This is a genomic window from Snuella lapsa, from assembly GCF_039539345.1.
Lineage (GTDB): Bacteria > Bacteroidota > Bacteroidia > Flavobacteriales > Flavobacteriaceae > Snuella > Snuella lapsa.
The window spans coordinates 1-19,905 of record NZ_BAABCY010000019.1 but is presented as its reverse complement, the minus strand read 5'-3'; the positions used below and the strand labels follow the sequence as shown (position 1 = coordinate 19,905).

The following is a 19,905-nucleotide window of genomic DNA, read 5'->3' as shown; positions in this document are numbered from 1 at the left end:
TTAATGTATGATGGTTAATGGTTTTTGTAGGTGTTTTAAAAAAGGGAAAAGTGTATTAGTATTGCTTTTGTTACCTGTATTTACATCGTTTTTACAAGGTGCTTTTATAAAAGGTAGTGTTGTTGACATGGTATCTCTACAGCCCATAAAGGATGTAACCATAACCATTGAATCGACCAAGCAAATAGTACATACAAATGAAATAGGTGCCTTTGTGTTTTCAGGTAAAGTGCCATTAGGTGAGCAAATATTGGTGCTTTCTAAAGTAGGTTACGTTACCAAAAGATATCCAATAATTGTTAATGAAAATGAAACCGTAAGCATTTTTGATATGACTTTGGAAAGAGTGGTTCCTGAAATAGAAGAATTATTCACCATTTCATTATCTGATGACGAATTAGATAGTGATGCTAGCGAATCTGATAATATTTCCGGTTTGTTAGCATCGTCACTTGATGTGTTTCAAAGAACAGTGGCCTTTGAGTTTAGCCCGTCATTTTTTAAAATGCGAGGATTGGAATCCAATAACAGCACCGTTTTAATCAATGGCATTAAAATGAATAAATTTTATACTGGTAGCCCCCAATGGAGTAATTGGGGTGGTTTGAATGATGTTATGCGCAGTAGGGAGTTAAGCACTGGATTATTGCCATCGTCTTATAATTTTGGAGGCATACTTGGAAGTGTTAATATAACGATGCGACCCTCACAAGTAAAATCAGGAGCACGCTTAACCTACTCATCATCCAACAGGAGTTATACCAATCGCTTAATGGCTACCTATAGTTCAGGTTTACAAAAATCTGGATGGGCTTATATGGTGTCTGTTTCCAGACGTTGGGGAGATGAAGGCTATCAAGATGGAACTTCGTATAATGCAAATTCCTTTTTTGCTTCTGTTGAAAGCGTAATAAATGAAAATCATAGTTTGGGGATCACAGGCATTTTTACTCCAAATAGAAGAGGTAAGTCGTCACCTAATACGCAAGAAGTTTATAATTTGAAAGGAACAAAATATAATGAATATTGGGGGTGGCAGCAAGGAGAAAAACGAAATTCACGTATTAAAGAAGTGGCTGAACCAGTAATTATGCTTAATCACCATTGGCATCTAAATAATAAAACCATATTAAATACCAATATAGCATATCAATTTGGGAACATAGGGAGTAGTAGGCTGGATTATAATGGTAACGATTTGGTTAATGGTCTTCCTGAAGGAGGAGGGGTAAATCCCAGTCCTGCCTATTATCAAAAGCTCCCCAGTTATTTTGAAAGAAACTTTTCTGAGGATTTGGAGTTTGCTTATGGTGCACAGAAACAGTTTTTGAAGTATGGCCAAATTAATTGGGGTCATTTATACGAAGCAAATATTTTAAATGCTTCAAAAGGAGGAAACGCAATCTATGCATTATATGAAGATCGTGTAGATGATAAGCTGCTCACATTAAATACAATTTTAAACTGGGAATTAAGCGATCATACAATATGCAATGCAGCATTTAACTATAGGAATTTAAAATCTGAAAATTTTGCAGAAGTCCTAGACTTGTTTGGAGCTAGTAGTTATCTGGATATTGATGGGTTTGCGACCAATATCGATGATGCCCAAAATGATTTGTTAAACCCTAATAGAGTGGTTAAAGAAGGAGATCGGTTTAAATATAATTTTAATTTTTTGGCTCGTGAGATGGAAGTCTTTGTGCAAACACAATTTAGATATACCAAGATTGATTTTTATATGGGGGCTAGAATTAATAACACCCAGCACCAAAGAGACGGTGTTTATAAAAATGGTGGTTTCCCCGACTACTCTTTCGGAAAGGGAAAAACGTTATCCTTTACAGGGCTTGGGGTTAAGGGAGGCTTGACCTATAAACCAATAAGCAAACACATAATAGATGTTAATGCAGGTTATATTACCCGGCCTCCTACATTACAAAATACATACTCCAATGCGAGAGAGAATCATAGTATTGTACCAAATATTTCTGAGGAAAAAATAGCAACTGTAGATGCCAGTTACATTTTGCGTTTGCCCTTTGTAAAAGCAAAATTTACGGGATACTATACTAAAATAACGAATGCCAATGCTATTTCATTCTTCTTTGCCGATGGTATTGGGGGCGATAATGCAGTATTCGTTCAGGAAATATTACAAGGAATTGAAACGAATCATTTGGGAGGTGAATTGGGTATTGAAGCACAGGTAACCCAGACAATTAAGTTAAAAGGAGTAGCATCGGTAGGGCAATTTACTTATGCAAATAATCCCAATTTATTTTTAACTACAGAAGCGAACGATGCATCGAAAGAGGCCGGTTTTACAGAAGGGTTCAAGGATTTTGGGAAAGCATATCTTAAAAATTATAAACTGGCAGCTGGCCCGCAAAGTGCTTACTCCTTTGGGTTGGAATATCGCGATCCTGAGTACTGGTGGTTTGGAGTAGCAGCAAATATGTTTACCAATACTTATGTAGATGTAAGCCCGTTGACTAGATCTTCGAATTTTACAACCGATTTTGATGGAAACCCTTTTAATGATTATGATGAAGAGTTGGCTGCCGAACTATTAAAACAGGAACGATTTGATGACTACTTGGTTGTCAATCTCGTTGGAGGTAAGTCCTGGAAGGTGGGTAGTAAGTACATTGGTTTTTTTGCAAGTATCAATAATGTTTTAGATAAAGTGTATAAAACAGGTGGTTTCGAGCAAGGCAGGAATGCCAATTTTAGACAATTAAGAGATGATAAAGCTTTAGAAACCCCTGTTTTTGACTCTAAATATTGGTATGGTCGGGGAATAACATATTTTATGAATCTGTACGTCAGATTTTAAGGAGACATAAAAGAAATGATATAGTTTAATTGAAGAAATTTTCCAAAATAATGAATGATATGCTCTGTAAAATTAAGAATATAAATCTAGTTTGGCTATTATATGTTGTGCTGCTGTTGGTTGCATGTGTTAAGGACAATGATTATAAGATCCCAGATGTTTCCATTCAGGAACCTACCATTCCTTCAAATAAAATAACAACTTTTAAAGCCATTAAATCGCGATTTGAACAAGCTAAGGCAAATGAACTTCCTACAGCGATTATCGATTCCGATGAGGAATTATATATTGAAGGTTACGTGATTTCAAGTGATAAAGCAAACAACTTCTTTGAAGAATTAATTATTCAAAATAAAGTAGATGATAGTAATCCAGATACAGATCCTAGGCTAGGTTTTAGGTTATCTATTAACGTAGGTAACTTGAGTGATATCTATGAAGTTGGAAGAAAGGTATATGTTAAAATGAGTGGTTTGACCATTGGAGAGTCTAGTGGTGTTATAGTAATAGGAAAAGGAGAAGGTGTACAGATAGAACAAATTCAGGAACATGAGTATAAGGATATTATTATTAGAAGTACCGAGGTAGTAGAGCTGATACCCAAAGTTTCTACTTTGTTAGATTTAACAGAAGCCGATGAGAATACACTGGTTCAATTAGAAAATATGCAGATACATAGATACCAAATAGGCTCTACTTTTGCAGGAGAGGGCATTGATGAGTTTGATGGGTTGAGGATTTTAGAGAGCTGTAGCGATATAGGAACCATTGCCTTGCAAACAAGTACATTTTCAGATTTTAAGTCCCTACAAGTACCACTACTTAAAGGAACCGTAAAAGGTGTTTTTACACGCGATTTTAATGACGAACAGAATGTGTTAATTATTAACAGCATTGCCGATATCAATTTTAATGAAGAAGTACGGTGCGATCCTATGGAGTTAGACTGTGGTGTCGCCTTGGAAGGTGGAACAGAGAATTTGTTTTTTGAAGATTTCCAATCGCAAACCAACAATAAATTAATTACAGGTAATGGCTGGACTAATTATATAGAAGTAGGCTCGGAAGGCTGGGAAGCTTTTACGGCAACAGGAACCAATGCTTCGCTGGGAAGATCGGCACGGATACGATCTGCTAGTTCGGGCGATGCGAGCAATATTGCATGGTTAATAACGCCTGCAATTAATTTAGATATGCATGGTGAGGTGACATTGCAATTTAAAACATCCAATAGCTTTGCTGATGGTAGCCAAATGGAAGTTATGTATTCTTTAGATTGGGACGGTCTAGAAGAACATATAACAACAGCCAATTGGGGCATTTTATCGTCGGCTTATATTGTTAAAGATTCAGATTTTTTTGGTGAATGGTTTCATTCTGGTAAAGTTGACTTATCTTGCGTAACAGGAACAATGTACATTGCGTTTAAGTATACTGGAAATGGTAAATCGGCTTTTGACGGTACTTACGAATTGGACGATGTTCAGATAGATTTTAAGCCATAAATAGTATATGACGACTTTCGATACGCTGTTTTTTCATTTTTTCCAATATTATAAAAACAAAAAGAATAAGAAAGCAAATAGCATTGCAATCTTTTATATTTCAGTATTGCAGATAGCATTAGTGTTATTGTTGGGAATCTTTTTTGCTGGGTTTTCTAGACAAATGCACATGAATACCATGTCTTCAGACAAAGCGTGGACCCTTTTTGCTATCATGGGTATTTTTGTTTATTTCAAGAACTGGATACAATACAGTGGACGAAAACGTAAGGTGTTAAATGCTAAAAATCTTAAAAATAAGAAACTTACCTATAATATTTGGTTGCTTTGGTTTTTACCCATAGTCGTTTTAGCATTGGCTTTTGTTTTATATCAGGCTGTGTAATTATTTCCTAAAAATAGCATATACTGGAAAATGATCACTGTAACCTCCTTTGTATTTTTTTCCAACGTAGGTTCTAAATGGGGTGCCTTTAAATTTTCCACTAAAAAGTTTTAGAAAGTCTTCATCAAAAATATTAGCAGAGCTATATTCTAAAGTTCTGGGAGTGCTTTTAAGGAAATTAGTTGTAAATAAGATTTGGTCAAATAAATTCCACTGTCGGTTATGGCTTGTGCTGCCTCGGTTATAAGATCGTAAGGTTTCCATTGGATTAAATAGGTTGTGGTTTTTAACAAGTTGTTTAATACTTCCACAAGAAGGATCGTCATTAAAATCACCTATAACAACAATTTTAGGATCCGTTTCACTTTGTCGTAATTGGTCAATAATCTCACCAACTTTGTTAGACGAAGCCATGCGTTTATGTTCCGTTTCTCTGGCACCCTCTCGTCTAGACGACCAATGGTTTACAATAACATGAATGGATTCGCCATCAAGTAATCCGGAGACTAGTAAAATATCCCGGGTGTAATCCGGGGTTCCGTCCTCATCTACCAGATAAACTGCAAATGTCTCAGAAGAAAGAACCTCAAAAACAGTTATGTCGTAAAGTAGAGCAACATCAATACCACGTTCATCCAGAGAATCGTAATGAATATAGTTATAGTTACAATCGTTTAAATGTTCCGATGCAATTAAATCTTCAATAACAGAGTCGTTTTCAACTTCGGCAAGGCCAACCAAAGCAGGATGCTTCCCCGTTTCTTTTTTTCCTATGTTATTAATTGCAAAACCTAATTTTCTAAGCTTGTTTGTGTAGCGTTTAGGTGTCCATTGTTTGGCCGATCTTGGTAGGAAGTCATTGTCGTTCGTATGGGGGTCATCGGCTAGGTCAAATAAGTTTTCAAGGTTATAAAACGCAATGGTTTGCATATCGTGCTTTACGGTGGTGTCTTCGGTAGAATCGATCATAAATTTTAAAATCTGAGGCTAAAAATATAAAAATTTAAATGATCGCAATTGTGTAACTTTGTAGCTTAAATTTATTTATGTTAGAAAAGAAAGATGTTACTTTAGAGAAAGCCGTTTTAATAGGCATTATAACTAAAGATCAGGACGAAATGAAGTCTAAGGAATATTTAGACGAGTTGGCGTTTTTAACGTATACTGCAGGAGGAGATGTTGTTAAGCGTTTTACGCAAAAAATGGATATGCCCAATCCTAAGACTTTTATAGGAACGGGAAAGATGGAGGATGTACGCCAGTACATTGAGGATCATGATATAGGTACTGCTATTTTTGATGACGAATTGTCGGCCGCACAAGAACGTAATATTAGTAAAATACTCAATTGTAAGGTATTAGATAGAACCAACTTAATTCTTGATATTTTTGCGCAGCGGGCTCAAACAAGTTATGCCAGAACGCAGGTAGAGTTGGCGCAATGCGAGTATTTACTGCCGCGATTAAGAGGTATGTGGACCCACCTTGAGCGTCAAAAAGGGGGTATCGGTATGCGCGGTCCTGGAGAAACCGAAATTGAAACAGACCGCCGTATAGTACGCGATAAAATAGCGTTGCTTAAAGAGCGTATAAAGACCATTGATAAACAAATGGCCGTACAGCGAGGTAATCGGGGCAAAATGGTACGTGTGGCTTTAGTAGGTTATACCAATGTAGGTAAGTCTACTTTAATGAATGTGGTTAGTAAAAGTGAAGTATTTGCAGAAAATAAGCTATTTGCTACATTGGATACTACGGTTAGAAAGGTAGTCATTCAAAATTTACCGTTTTTGTTAAGTGATACGGTTGGATTTATACGAAAGTTGCCAACACAATTAGTAGAAAGTTTTAAGAGTACCTTGGATGAAGTGCGGGAAGCAGATCTTTTATTGCACGTTGTAGATATTTCACATCCTAATTTTGAGGAACATATTGAGTCTGTAAATAAAATTTTGGGAGAAATACAAAGTGCCGATAAACCAACTATTATGGTTTTTAATAAAATTGATGCTTATAAAGCAGAGCCTGTTGATGACGATGATCTGGAAACCGAACGAACCCAAAAACATTATTCGTTGGAAGAATGGAAGCGTACATGGATGGGTAAAGTAGGAAACAATGCACTGTTTATTTCGGCATTGAACAAACAAAACCTGGAAGATTTTAGAAAGCGCGTTTACGATGAGGTTAGGGCGATTCATATAACACGTTTTCCGTACAATCATTTTCTATATCCGGATTATGATGAAAGCCTTTAGCGTAAACAACTTCAGTACAAGCACACGAGGTATTCATAGGAATTAATTTTTTTGTTTCGCAGCAAGTCTCTCAGTGTTTAAGTCTTGACTATAGATAAAATTTAAAGAAATTTATTAATTAGTTGTCTGCTACAGCCCATTTTTACGTAGTTTATTTAAACAGTAACGTGTGAAATTAATTTTATCATTGGTTAGAAAGAAATGGGTTAAATGGTTGTTAATAGTTGGCTTGCTTGTTATAGGCTTTTTTACGGTTATTTATATAAGCGTATTTTTAGGGGCTTTTGGTAAGTTGCCTACAAAACAAGAGCTAAGTTCTATTAAACAAGCAGAAGCAACCCAGCTTCTGGATACAGAAGGCCGTTTAATAGGGAAATATTATATTTATGACAGGCAACCTTTAACCTTTGCCGATTTTCCTAAACATTTAATAGATGCACTGGTGGCTACCGAAGATGTACGTTTTTATGAACACGATGGGGTAGACAATGTGAGTTTGCTGCGCGTTTTTGTTAAGAGTATTATTTTACGCGATCGATCGGCGGGAGGCGGTAGCACTATTACCCTGCAACTCGCTAAAAATTTATTTGGAAGGGAGGACTATCCTGTATTTAGTATGCTTATTAATAAGTTTAAGGAAGCTATTATTGCGAAGCGTATTGAAGACATTTACTCTAAAAATGATATTCTTACCATGTATTTTAATACGGTTCCCTTTCCGGACAACACCTATGGTATTGAAAGTGCATCACGTAAGTTTTTTAACAAACCGGCAATTGATTTAAGTTACTCGGAAGCAGCTACCCTTATAGGGACTTTAAAGGCTACAAATTATTACAACCCAAGATTGCATGCTGATAGAAGTATAACAAGAAGAAATGTTGTATTTCAGCAAATGCAGAAATATGGTTACCTGTCACAAGACGAGGTGGATTCATTAAGGCTTCAAGAATTGCTTATAAATTACAAATCGTTTAATCACGATGTTGGTTTAGCTCCCTATTTTAGGGAAGCGGTTAAAAAAGAACTGGTAACCATTTTAGATACGCTTAAAAAATCGAATGGTGAAGCATATGATTTATATCGTGACGGACTGGTTGTACACACCACATTAGATTCAACTATGCAAGCTTATGCTGAAAATGCTGTGAAAGTACATCTTACAAGTTTGCAGAAAATACATGAAAAATCCTTTGGGAAGTATGCCCCGTGGCAAAGTGAAAAAGTAGTAAATGCAGCATTAAAGAATTTGCCAGTTTACAAAAAGTATTTAAAGGCTGGACTTACCGAATCACAGATTTTAGATTCTTTATCGGTAAAGCGAAAGAGTGAATTGTTTGGTTGGGAAGGGGATTCCATCCAAAACATATCGGTTATCGATAGTTTAAAGCATTACCTAAAGTTTTTAAATACCGGAATGCTTTCTGTAGAGCCACAAACAGGAGCCATACGTGCTTACGTTGGAGGTATTGATTATCGCTTTTTTAAATACGACCATATTTCTCAAAGTGAAAGACAGGTTGGGTCAACATTTAAGCCATTTGTCTATACAACAGCGATTGAAGATGGTATGAAACCCTGTACCTACTTTTCATTATCGGAGGTAACGTATACCGATTATGATGACTGGACACCAACAAATTCTGTTTCGAAAGAGGAAGATCCTTTTCTCAATTACAATCTAGAAACAGCCCTGAGCCAATCGGTAAACACCATTGCTGTAAAAGTTTTAAATAAAGTTGGAATAGAAAAGGTTATTCGTCAGGTTGAAAAAATGGGCATAGACAAAGAATTGCCTCTGGAACCATCATTGGCTTTAGGTGTGGCTGAAATAAATTTAAAAGACTTAACGGGGGCTTATGCAAGTTATGTAAACAAAAGTAAACCAGTGAAACCCTATGCAATCACAAAAATAGAAGATAAGCACGGTCATGTTATAGCTTCTTTTAAACCTGAAATAGCAGAAGAAGTTGCTTATAGTGATTATACGCGGGAAGTAATGTTGCAAATCATGCAGTCTACTGTGAATAGTGGAACGGCAGCGCGACTTCGCTCATCCTATAGTTTAAAAAATGCCATTGCAGGAAAAACAGGAACCACACAAAACAATAAAGATGGGTGGTTTGTGGGGATTACGCCAAAACTAGTCACTGTAACTTGGGTTGGTAACGACAATCATAGTATAGGTTTTAAATCGACAAGTATTGGTCAAGGCGCTAATTCGGCGTTGCCGATTTTTGCCAAATTTTATCAGAAATTAAATGCCGATAGGGAATTTAATAGCATTACTAAAAGTATGTTCGAGAAACCATCCCAAGAGGTTCTCGACGATTTGGATTGCGAACCAGAAAAGCGCGATGGGTTTTTTAAAAGGCTCTTTGGAGGTAGTAATAAAAAGAAAAAGTTTAATCGTAAGTAAACTTTTAGGATAAGTCTACGAGGTATTTATTAGAGAAAATATTTTGATTTCTAAGTAAGCTTATCTAAACTTGATATTCCAAGATAGACCAATATCAAAAATCCAGAAATAGTTACCAGGATCGAAACTTATTTCTTGATGTACCACCCCAGTTCGGATACCCCAAGCATTTTTGTCGTTTTTGGAAGTGAAAAAATAGCCTAAATTAAGTTTTTGTGATTTTAGGTTGATAATGGCGTTTTCGTTGTCTTCAAATGCGAATCTGTAAACTTCAGGAGAAAACCCCATACCTCCATCAATACTAAAATAGTTATTGGCATCTTTCCTATACTTTCTATAGTTTAACGTTCCAGATATACTCGATCCAGAATCACTAGGGGTAAGGTATGAACGTAATGACCAGTAACTATTGCCAGTATACCATCCTACAGATCCAGTAAAAATAGTGGTGGTTTCACTGTATTGTAATGCCCTGAAGCCTAAAGAAGCCTCAAAACTTTTGGGTAGTGATTTATAAAGTTCTGCACCATATCGAATGTCTGGGTATAAAAATGAATTGGACATGCCAAAATTAGCATAAGCATACAGGCCTTTTGCAATTTTAGGGTATAAATCTAATTCAAATTGAACGCCATTTTCAGAAAAACGCCTGCTAAAATTTACTTTAGCATTTAAGCTCCCGTATTTTGTTTGCCTGCCATACTGTAATAAATAATATTGCATGGGATCAAAAACTTCAGAATATATTTCTACTGTTGCCCTAAGTCCTATGGTATTGTGGCTTAATTTATTGATTAAGTTGTTTTTATAGTTTTCGGCCTTTTCATGGGTTGGATGTTTTGATAGTAAATATACTATGGTTTCTACTGCAGTTTCTGGCTTGCCCAGATCTTCTTCAGCACTAGCTTTTAAGTATAATAAGTCGGGATTTTCAGGAAAATGTTTTAGAGCTTGATTAGCCATTTTTAGTGCTTCAAAAGGAGCGTCGTCGTATAACTCATTTTTTATGGCTGCTTCCCAAGTGCGTTCACGATCTGGATCACTTTTTAAAACATATTCGAATTCTTTTCTAGCGTTTTTGTAATCACCATCCCATGAATAGGTACTTGCTAAAAATGAACGAATGTCATGGTAATTAGGGTATTTTGTTAGTATTAGTCTTAAAGTGTCTTGTGCTTGTTTACGTTGTTTATTGAATGCTAACTTCCTAGCAACTTCAAAAGCGGCATCGGGGTCACCATTAAAAGACTTTTGTTGACCATAAAAACAGAAGGTAGTTATAAAAAGTAATATAGAAAGGGATTTATTCATGTTCGTTGGTAACCTTTATTGTAAGGTTTTTTTAAATGTTATGTATTCGGAATTATTTGGGTGTGCTTTAATAAGGCTGTCAATAATGATGTTAGCACGTTCTGTATTTTCTAAACGCTTGTAAGCATGAGCCATTTTAAAGCTTAAATTGGGGTTTACAATGTTGTTTTTTAAGGCCTGTACGTAGATTGCTTCAGATTTATCCTCTTGTTCCGACCACCAGTACAGGTCTAATAAGGCTAGATAACTATCATAGTAATAAGGAGACCTCTTGATTACATTTAATAATTCTGTTTCTGCAGTTGCATAATCGCCATCCCAAGCCAATGTACGACCTTTTAAGGTTCTAGCATCAGAGTGATTGGGTAGTTCATTTAAAATGTAATCACAAAGTAATCGGGCTGTATCACGCTCTTTTTTAAAGGCTTTGTCTCGAGCAATTTCAAATGTTTGATCAAAATTTAGACCATTGGTTAATGTGCTTATCATAGCAAGTTGTTCTTGCGAAAAATCGATGCTTGGTTTTACGTAAATATTAAGTGAATCTGGAAAAATCTTGTTGCGCTGGGTTACATAAGCATTTAGCTTTTTAAATGACATTAAAGAATCGGCCATGGTTTTAATAATGGCTTCTTCTGTAACTTTATAAGTTCCAAAGTTTTCATTTACCTTATAGAGTTCACCATCAGAGTATAGATAGTCTTTGTACATAAAATCATTAATACTCCCCTTGTAGCGCATTAAAGGTATTTTGTGTGTATTTCTAAAGGTTCTGGTTGTGTCTAAACCTTCTCCCATCCAAGCAGTTTCTCCTATATCGTTAAACTTATAATTTGTCTTTAAAAACGAAAGCAAACTAGGTGTTACATCCCAATGTGATGACACCGATTTAAATTTTTCTGCATGTTTTAACATGGGGCTATATATGTATAAAGGCACATGAAACCTACATAGTTTGTCTTTTTGGGATATGGGAATGAGTCTGTGATCTCCTGTGATTATAAAAATAGTATTGTTGTAATCTTCCCTTTTGGCATAAGCATTCATAAAATCTTTAATGCTGTTATCGGTGTAAAATAAGCTAGTATAGATGTCCTTATGGGCTATAATATCTTCTTTCGGAATGTTAAAGTTGCCGTTTGAATTTAAGATACTATCTACCTTTTTTTCATAAAAGGCTTTATCTGGAAAGTTAAAAGGTTCGTGGTTGGACAGGGTCATAATGATATCTAGCCTTGGTAGCTTATTGTCGTCTAATGAGGCTAGTGTTTTTTTGAATATTTCTGCATCTGGATAGCCCCAGGAAAAGCCTCCGGAATTGGCTTCTGTTTTTATATATTCTGGGCCATATTTGTTTTCATCAATAACATTGTCAATGTCATTATACTCAAAAAAGTTAATTTTTTTATCGAAGCTGGATTGGTCACCCGAATAATAAGAAGTTATGTAACCATTAGTTTTTAAAATACTAATAAGTGATATATGCGAAGGTGTTTTGGGGAGTTCTAAAAAGCCTGTTTCACCAAAGGGTAAGGAACCTAGTAAAGATGGGATTACCCCAAATGTGCGGCCGGTGGTACTTAAAAAATTCTCCCAATACAACGATTTTGAAATTAAACCGTCTAAATATGGAGTGAAGCCACTATAAGTTTTACCTCCAACAAATTCACTGCCAAGGCCTTCTACTATTACAATTACTATGTTTGGTTTGGCTTCTTTAACATTAAAAAAGGGTGACAATACATCTTTTGATGTACTGAATGGCTTTAGTAAAGGGTAATCGTTTCTATTTGATAGGTTATAGGCATTTAATTGCCTTTTCTCGTTTTGGAATTTTATAATATCCTGTGCTAAAAAAGCTATTTTGTTTTGAAACTTTGCATCAGACACATTGGTAAGGACTAATTTTAAACTTCCAGAGATTAAAACTAAAAGAACTCCAGATCCGATTAGTATCCTGTCGTTGGTGTACTTGTTGAGTATTTTAAATAGAAATAAAAATAAAGCAGGGAATATTATAAAAGGGATAAAGTAAGTAATAGAGAATGATTCGGAAGCTGAAACCGTATTGAATATATCATCAAGTGAATAACCTAACAAGTCAGCTCCTAAATTTAATAAGGTAGTAAGGCTGTATTTTACTAATGCAAACTGTATTATTACAACACTAGTGAATAGTATTTTTATGGTAATATAAGACCATTTTTTAGAGAACCCGTTGATGAGTATGTAAAGAGGTACTGATAGAGCACCTATAGTTAGACCACACCAAAAGTCGTTGACAAATTTTATAGTTGCAGCTAAAAAACTATTAGTGTTGGTTGTGTTTGAAACAATAAGTTCGAATAAGCTCGTAAGCCACATTGCAATTATAAGGGCAAGACATAATTGAAGGTATTTGTAAATTTCTTTTATTTGAAAGCTAAATGTCATGGATTGAATTTTTGAAAACAATTTAATTAGGTGCTAGCCAATCCTTTTCTAACCATATTTCCCCATTTCTTTTTCTTATTAAAGAAATAGTCAAAGTTTCCACGAATTGCGGCATATAGTATAAAAGGATGTAATAGAAAAGGCTCTAAGGCACTTAGTAATACCAGTTTAAAACCAGTACCTTTCTTTTTGTATTGGTGAAAGGTTAATTCTTCCGAATAAATGGCTATAATTGAAAATAAGACAGAGAACACATACGATAAAACTAAAAATGACAATGCATATTCCCATTTTACTTCTTGTAGTATCACTAAAATAGCAAAATAAAGTAGGCCAATAACCTCTATAATTGGTGCCATGCGCTCAAAAATCAGCCAGTAGGGATAACTTAGCATGCCAAAGGTGCCATATTTGGGGTTAAAGCCAATTTTTCGATGCTTTTTTAAGGTTTCAATGGTGCCTCGGGTCCACCTGTTACGTTGGGAAATAAATATTTTATAACTGTCTGGTGCCTCTGTCCAACACAAGGGGTCTGGAATATATGAAACCCTGTACTTTTCATTTTTCTCCTCCATATAGCGTCGCATGCGTACAATTATTTCCATGTCCTCACCAACAGTGTTGGTGTCGTAACCGCCAACGGCAATAGCTATTTCCTTATCAAAAATTCCGAATGCTCCAGAGATAACCAGTAAACCGTTTAGTCTGCTCCATGCCATACGTCCGAGTAAAAAGGCTCTTAAATACTCTAGTATTTGCGATTGAACGAGTAAATTCTTCGGTAAATTAACATCTATAAGTTTACCTCCTTGAATAATACATGAATTGGCAATTCTAATGACACCTCCGGCAGCAATAACTCTTGTATCCGTTTCATCAAGAAATGGTTTTATCATTTTTTGTAGGGCATCTTCCAGCAATAAGCAATCGACATCAATACAAGCAACATATTTACTTTTACTAATGTTTAATCCCATATTTAAAGCATCTGCTTTACCACCATTTTCCTTATCCACGACCATAAGCTTTTCGAACGCAGGGTTTTTTGATTTAAATACCCCGGCACGAAGTGGTTTGGTCTTTATTTTATCATTAACGATGTAGTCTATTTTTTCTAAATCGTATGCCTCAATAAGCCTTTCTAAGCTATCATCTTTACTGCCATCGTTTACTATAATTACATTGTAATTTACATAGTGATTAGATAAAAGTGACCTAACATTTTCTACCACATTAAGACTTTCGTTATAAGCTGGGGCAATAATGGTTATGGAAGGTGACATGGCTGAAGATAAAATATCCTTATAATGAACAAAACTGTTTTTTTTAAGGTATTCGAGTGTTTCCTTGCCTGAAATAACCGATAATATAATATAAGATACAATGGCTAGGAAAGCATATCCAAAAAACAAATAATGGAGTATCTGTAAAATGACTTTAACTGTACTAGTATCCATAGCTATAAGGAGTTTACTAATTTTATCATGGACGAGTCTTTCTCGGTTGTAGCTGTTTGGCTTAATCCCATGTACTTATCAATATTGATGGATTTCAATATTTTAAGAGCTAAAAGTTGTATTTCAAAGTTTTTGTGGAATAGGTATTTTTCAACAAAAGGTTCATCAGTAGGCATTACTAATTTTTCTAGCATACCAAAGAAACAGATTTGCTCTTCTAAACTAAGGTCGTTAAAGTTTGCTTTTAATAGTTCTTTGGCCTCAATACCGTATAGGTGTGTTAAGACTTGAATGGCAGTTATTCTAATTTGTTTTTTAGGGTGTGACAGTAATTCCATTAAGGTGTCCTGAACTTCAAATTGATTATAGATTTGAGCAAGCTTTAAGGCAAATAGAACTACGGAATCATTCTTTGATTTTAGCCAAGGTCTAATATCACATATTTGTTGATCGTCAAATTTTTGTAAGGTTTCCAGTAATTGTATTTGCGCCCATTCAGAAAGCGGAGTCGTTAGATTGTTCAAAAACGAGAGGCCTTCAAATCTAAATAAACTCACTAAATACAGTTGTGTTTCTTTGCGTACTTCACTTCTAGGATGATTTACGAATTTTGAAACTTTATGATGTACTTCATCAATTTTAAATCGTGTAAGTTCACCAATACCCTTGGCAATGATATGCCAACGTTTGTTTTCTAAGCGTTCTAATGCATAGTGTATGAGTCCAGTTTTGTAATACAATAGTTTAATAGAATCTGACATTTCACCAGACACTTCATTCATTAGGTTGTATAATACAGAAATAATTATTTTCCGTTTAGCTTTTATAGGAACCGACACTTTTATTTTTTGAATGATAGATTTCTGAGTGGCGTTCATTTCCCCCTCTGTATCACCAGAATAAAGATATTCTATAAGGGAAGCTTCATATTCATTCTTAAACTGGGCATTTTCCTTTTCTTTTTTTCTAAGATGAAAACGCATTATTTTCAAGTAAATAGAAAGTAAAATAATGGCTGTTACCAAAACACAACTAGCACCCCAAGCTACTTGAATTAGCAAAGGAGATTCTTTAAAATGTGCTATGAGGGGCTGGTAGTCTATCATTATAATTGTATAATGCGTTAGCTTAGCTTATGGGAGCTACCGCTAGTAGTCGTTTTACTCTAATTACCAGTTCGTTAGGGCTAAAGGGTTTTCCCATAAAATCATTAGCGCCTAAGTTAAAAGCTTTAAGGACCATTTCTTCTTGTCCAGCAGCCGAAAAAACGATGATAGGGGTGTCCATGTCAAGCTTAATTCGAACATGGCTAATAACTTCGAGACCGCTTATAAAGGGCATCATTATATCGGTTATAATGAGGTCTGGTTCCTGTGTTTCTATAAGCTCTATGGCATCTTTTCCGTCTTTTGCCATAAATAATTCGTAACCTTCTTTTTCTAGCCTAAATTTGAGAAGCAAGGAAAGTGTTGTATTGTCTTCTGCTAAAACAATTTTTTTCATACTTGTAGGTGTTGGTTCAAAAGATTTGGTTTCTAAAAATAAATGGTTAGTTAATTTTTAGTATAGATTATACTTACAATGTAAATCGGGTGTAATATACAAAAAAATCGATGAAATGCAAAAAACACAGTCAAAATGCATATATATGAGGAAAAGTGCATAAATAAAGGGGTTGAGAAACTTTAGATGTTGTAAAATCTTATGTTGTTGCTTGCTTTGTAAGATTGTTATTGCAAAAAAAATGCGTTTCCTAATAAAGAAACGCATTTTTTTTATTGTTAAGGGAGGGTTTAGAACTTATAATTGAGTCCTAACATCCAGTAGCTTTGTAGGTCGTTATCAACACTGTCGAATGTTTCATTAGCATTCCCTAATGTGTTAATCGAATAATTTAGAGCTTCCTGTTTATTGTCTCTAAGTCCAAAATCAAAACCAACACCAATCATTTTCCATAAGGTGTAGCCAAATGAATTGGTCCATGTCCAGTTGGATAGGTTAGAGTCCTTGTAACTTTGAAACATGGATAGATTGGATTTAAAACTAACAGCACCAATTTTTTTAGTGTAGTCTGCAAGTATTTTAGCGCCCATCGACGAATCGAATATGGTTGTTTCATTACTAAATACAAAGTTGTAGTTTAATGGGTGTACAACAACTACCAAATCTTTAATGGGAGTCCAAGTGCCTCCAACTCCTAAATCCAAATAACCAGGATCGTTAAAATTACTTAATATGGTCGTTCGGTATTCGGCTAATCCAGAAGCTGCAATTGTTTTGCTAAGTTTTCTACCATATAAAGAAGTAAGGTTAAAAACATCTGTTGCTTCTCTAAAATCTTCACTGTCATTAGGATTGTCTTTGTCGTCTAATTTAACCCAAGAGAGGTTGATTTGAGCTGCATTTCTCCAAAAGAACTTTTCCTGTGTTAAATTAGCAAAGGCATTTACCGTAAAGCCAATATTTCCCGAGTTGTTATTGGGTGTGCCTTGAGCATACCAGTTTTTAAAGCTGGAAATGCTACCACCTATGGTACCAAAAGCCCCTTTTTTCCATCCTGGTAAGCCATCAATTTGAGACTGAATTGCTTTTACACGTCCTTGAACTGCTTTAAGAGAGTCCTTTTCGATAGCCAACTTTGATTTTAATTCGTCTAAGGTTTGCGCTTCTGTCGAAAAGATTCCAACAAAAAAGCTAAGTAGTAGTAATTTTTTTTTCATGTTTAATAATAATATTTAGGGAAAATAAATTGTTGCATTTGTTTAACCATAGCATCACTTTATAATTATAAGGTGATGCTATGGTTAAGACCCTTTTTTAGTAATAGGTCACAGTAAATATAACAATTATTTGTTTTTGAATAATGGAACCGAAGAGCAGGCTTCCCCATACATAATAGATTTGGCCACAGGCTTTAATTTTATTGCTAGCATGATATAGGCATTATTGGGTACGGGTTTTTTGGAGCATCCTTTTATAATAAGGGGTTTATCTTTAAATGCGGTAACATTCAATTCTTTTATGATATCCTGATAAATAGCTGTTTCCAGCGCTTCTAGATTACCAATTACAATTTTTTTGGCAAAGGGTTCTAAATACATGCTTAATAGCATATAAGCCCAACCTGGGATAATGGCATCACTACTACAAGTTAAGGCGACATATGCATCTTGGTATTGTTCCCAGTTGTAATTGGAAGCTTGTTCTCTAAAATCTTTTTCTTTTAATACAAACCCATGGAATAACCAGTCTTTAATGTCGAGCAAAATACGATTGCCTTCAGGATAATAATCCTCAAGATCTATGGTAATTAATTTGCTGTTCGCAACACGATTTACAATTTCATCTTTCACAAATGTGTACTGTTAGTTTTTTGGCAATTGAACTTAGACTTTAACTTGAATACTTCCAATTGTCATTAAATACCGTAAACCAATTTTACAGCATACCCAATTCTAATTTAGCTTCCTCACTCATTAAATCCTGACTCCAAGGAGGATCGAAAGTAATTTCTACTTCGGCACTTTTTACGTCGTCAAGCGATTTAACTTTTTCTTCAACCTCTAGAGGCAATGTTTCTGCTACCGGACAATTGGGTGTTGTTAAGGTCATTAAGATTTTTACATCGTAATCTTCATTAACAAAAACATCATAGATTAGACCTAGTTCGTAGATGTCTACAGGTATTTCTGGATCGTAAATGGTTTTTAGTACGTTTACTATTTTTTCTCCTAAAGCGTTTGTATCTATTGTTGAATTGCTCATTTCAATAATTGTTTAAGCGTTTAAGCATTAAAAAGTTTTAAAAGGTGTTTTTTAGTTATAACCATTAAACTTATTAAACAATAAACTAATTTAATTGTGTTTGGTATGCTATTGCATACATTTTAAGTTGTTTTACCATACTTACCAAGCCATTGGCTCTGGTAGGTGACAAATGTTCTTTCAAGCCTATTTTGTCTATAAAACTGGTATCGGAATCAATTATGTCCTTAGGGTGTTGATCTGAAAACACTCGAATTAAAATAGCAATGATGCCTTTTGTAATAATAGCATCGCTGTCTGCTGTAAAGCAAATTTTATCATCGCGCATTTCAGCATGTACCCATACTTTACTTTGGCAACCTTTAATTAGGTTGCTGTCGGTTTTGTATTGGTCGTCTATTAAAGGTAATTCTTTACCTAAATCAATCATATATTGATAACGTTCTTCCCAGTCGTCGAACATGGAAAATTCATCAATTATTTCGTTTTGTATTTCTTGAATGGTCACAGTCATAATTTTAAGCAAAAATACAACAAGAAATATTGTTATTCAATGTTTTGACCAATAGATAAGATTTCTTTAACAAGAGCTTTAATAGCTTTTGGTGGTTGGCCGTGATCGAAGCTAGAGGACTCATAGCTAACATTGTTATAATTAATTTTTAGTTTTCCTATGGCAGCACCATCATGAAAGCGTGCTTCTGTTGGTGCTTTTAATTTAGGTAGGCTATCAAGTTGTATGTCCTTTAATAGAGATATGAGTCTTTGCCAGTCTGACTTGCTACAGGTCTTTTTGATTGGTTTGGAATTTCTGTCTTTTTTTACCGAAATAGTAGATTTACTAATCGTAATATCTTCAAATTTACCACGGGAAAGTGCAGAGTAATTAAAAACAGTTTCATTTTCTTGAGACCGTATGGCTGTTATTATTATGGTATCGTCCTTTGCAAGTTTTAATAGTTCGCCATCAATTATTACCTTGTTAATTTTTGATAAAGCATCATGCATTTTAGATTCAATGGTGTTGGCTGTTTCTCTACAAAGCATTTTAGTTGAGGCCAACGGACCAACTTTTATAGTGTTGGCTTCTAATGTATACTTGCCGAAGAAACGATTACAGCCTGAAAATCCTGAAAGTTTTTGCTCTTGAGTATCAAAATTAATGGATAGGTTGTTCCTACTTACATCGATGTTATATAATGTTTTGATACGGTATAGGCCGTTAATTTCTGTTGTGTTATTGTTGTTGGATTGATTTGTTATTGTTTTAGATGTATTACCACAAGTATTCATAGTAATAAGAGCCAGTAGGATTAAAGTAAGTTTCATCTGTTAATGTTTATTGTTTTTAGTGGTCAGATGCAATTATTCACATCATTAACAATTGTTTTTCAAAGGTGTTCGTGAATTTTCGATTTCGCCAATAATCACCCAAGAGGATATTAGGATTTGTTATTGTTTATTTTGAATATCCGTTTTTCGTCATAATCCTGTGATATTAGCAATAACCAACCTATCGAAGAGTTTGTCCTC

16 protein-coding genes are annotated in these 19,905 nt (G+C 34.9%); 5 read left to right on the top strand and 11 right to left on the bottom strand.

What is annotated here, in order from left to right:
• Positions 1 to 61: 61 nt before the first annotated feature.
• Genes ABD792_RS03475 through ABD792_RS03465 form a run of 3 tightly spaced genes read left to right on the top strand, consistent with a single transcriptional unit; the run spans position 62 to position 4,729 of the window.
• Positions 62 to 2,839 (top strand): carboxypeptidase-like regulatory domain-containing protein, encoded by a 2,778-nt coding sequence (locus ABD792_RS03475; RefSeq protein ID WP_345004398.1) that lies wholly within the window; start codon positions 62 to 64, stop codon positions 2,837 to 2,839.
• A 59-nt stretch (positions 2,840 to 2,898) separates the two neighbouring features.
• Positions 2,899 to 4,344: a DUF5689 domain-containing protein gene (locus ABD792_RS03470; protein ID WP_345004397.1), complete on the top strand. Its 1,446-nt coding sequence runs from the start codon at positions 2,899 to 2,901 to the stop codon at positions 4,342 to 4,344.
• A gap of 7 nt (positions 4,345 to 4,351) precedes the next feature.
• Positions 4,352 to 4,729 (top strand): hypothetical protein, encoded by a 378-nt coding sequence (locus ABD792_RS03465; RefSeq protein WP_345004395.1) that lies wholly within the window; start codon positions 4,352 to 4,354, stop codon positions 4,727 to 4,729.
• Here the strand turns inward: ABD792_RS03465 and ABD792_RS03460 are convergent, their stop codons facing one another.
• Positions 4,730 to 5,698 (bottom strand): endonuclease/exonuclease/phosphatase family protein, encoded by a 969-nt coding sequence (locus ABD792_RS03460; protein ID WP_345004394.1) that lies wholly within the window; start codon positions 5,696 to 5,698, stop codon positions 4,730 to 4,732.
• A gap of 77 nt (positions 5,699 to 5,775) precedes the next feature.
• Between ABD792_RS03460 and hflX the strand changes: the two genes are divergently transcribed.
• Both hflX and ABD792_RS03450 read left to right on the top strand, forming a co-directional pair.
• Complete coding sequence (gene hflX / locus ABD792_RS03455; protein ID WP_345004393.1) at positions 5,776 to 6,987, top strand: GTPase HflX; 1,212 nt, start codon at positions 5,776 to 5,778, stop codon at positions 6,985 to 6,987.
• A gap of 169 nt (positions 6,988 to 7,156) precedes the next feature.
• On the top strand, positions 7,157 to 9,406 hold the full coding sequence (locus ABD792_RS03450) for a transglycosylase domain-containing protein (RefSeq protein WP_345004392.1): 2,250 nt from the start codon (positions 7,157 to 7,159) through the stop codon (positions 9,404 to 9,406).
• A gap of 60 nt (positions 9,407 to 9,466) precedes the next feature.
• Here ABD792_RS03450 and ABD792_RS03445 read toward each other — a convergent pair whose 3' ends face one another.
• The 10 genes from ABD792_RS03445 to ABD792_RS03400 form a co-directional block, all read right to left on the bottom strand.
• Positions 9,467 to 10,717 (bottom strand): YaiO family outer membrane beta-barrel protein, encoded by a 1,251-nt coding sequence (locus tag ABD792_RS03445; RefSeq protein WP_345004391.1) that lies wholly within the window; start codon positions 10,715 to 10,717, stop codon positions 9,467 to 9,469.
• 15 nt (positions 10,718 to 10,732) lie between these two features.
• Positions 10,733 to 13,150, bottom strand: coding sequence for a sulfatase-like hydrolase/transferase (locus tag ABD792_RS03440; RefSeq protein WP_345004390.1), 2,418 nt, complete (start codon positions 13,148 to 13,150; stop codon positions 10,733 to 10,735).
• 26 nt (positions 13,151 to 13,176) lie between these two features.
• On the bottom strand, positions 13,177 to 14,607 hold the full coding sequence (locus tag ABD792_RS03435) for a glycosyltransferase family 2 protein (RefSeq protein ID WP_345004389.1): 1,431 nt from the start codon (positions 14,605 to 14,607) through the stop codon (positions 13,177 to 13,179).
• A 2-nt stretch (positions 14,608 to 14,609) separates the two neighbouring features.
• Positions 14,610 to 15,713 (bottom strand): HEAT repeat domain-containing protein, encoded by a 1,104-nt coding sequence (locus tag ABD792_RS03430; RefSeq protein ID WP_345004388.1) that lies wholly within the window; start codon positions 15,711 to 15,713, stop codon positions 14,610 to 14,612.
• Positions 15,714 to 15,735: 22 nt separating this feature from the next.
• Entirely contained in the window at positions 15,736 to 16,110 is a 375-nt protein-coding gene (locus ABD792_RS03425) for a response regulator transcription factor (RefSeq protein ID WP_345004387.1), read from the bottom strand.
• Positions 16,111 to 16,400: 290 nt separating this feature from the next.
• Positions 16,401 to 17,327, bottom strand: coding sequence for a DUF3078 domain-containing protein (locus ABD792_RS03420; protein ID WP_345004386.1), 927 nt, complete (start codon positions 17,325 to 17,327; stop codon positions 16,401 to 16,403).
• A 126-nt stretch (positions 17,328 to 17,453) separates the two neighbouring features.
• The gene (locus tag ABD792_RS03415) at positions 17,454 to 17,960 is read right to left on the bottom strand and encodes a DUF2480 family protein (RefSeq protein WP_345004384.1); all 507 of its coding nucleotides are present in this window, start codon (positions 17,958 to 17,960) and stop codon (positions 17,454 to 17,456) included.
• Positions 17,961 to 18,045: 85 nt separating this feature from the next.
• Entirely contained in the window at positions 18,046 to 18,372 is a 327-nt protein-coding gene (locus tag ABD792_RS03410) for an SUF system Fe-S cluster assembly protein (RefSeq protein ID WP_345004383.1), read from the bottom strand.
• A gap of 85 nt (positions 18,373 to 18,457) precedes the next feature.
• Entirely contained in the window at positions 18,458 to 18,880 is a 423-nt protein-coding gene (locus tag ABD792_RS03405; protein WP_345004480.1) for a SufE family protein, read from the bottom strand.
• A gap of 38 nt (positions 18,881 to 18,918) precedes the next feature.
• Positions 18,919 to 19,701 carry an META domain-containing protein gene (locus tag ABD792_RS03400; RefSeq protein WP_345004382.1) on the bottom strand — a complete coding sequence of 261 codons (783 nt, stop codon included), beginning with the start codon at positions 19,699 to 19,701 and terminating at the stop codon, positions 18,919 to 18,921.
• Between the last annotated feature and the right edge of the window lie 204 nt (positions 19,702 to 19,905).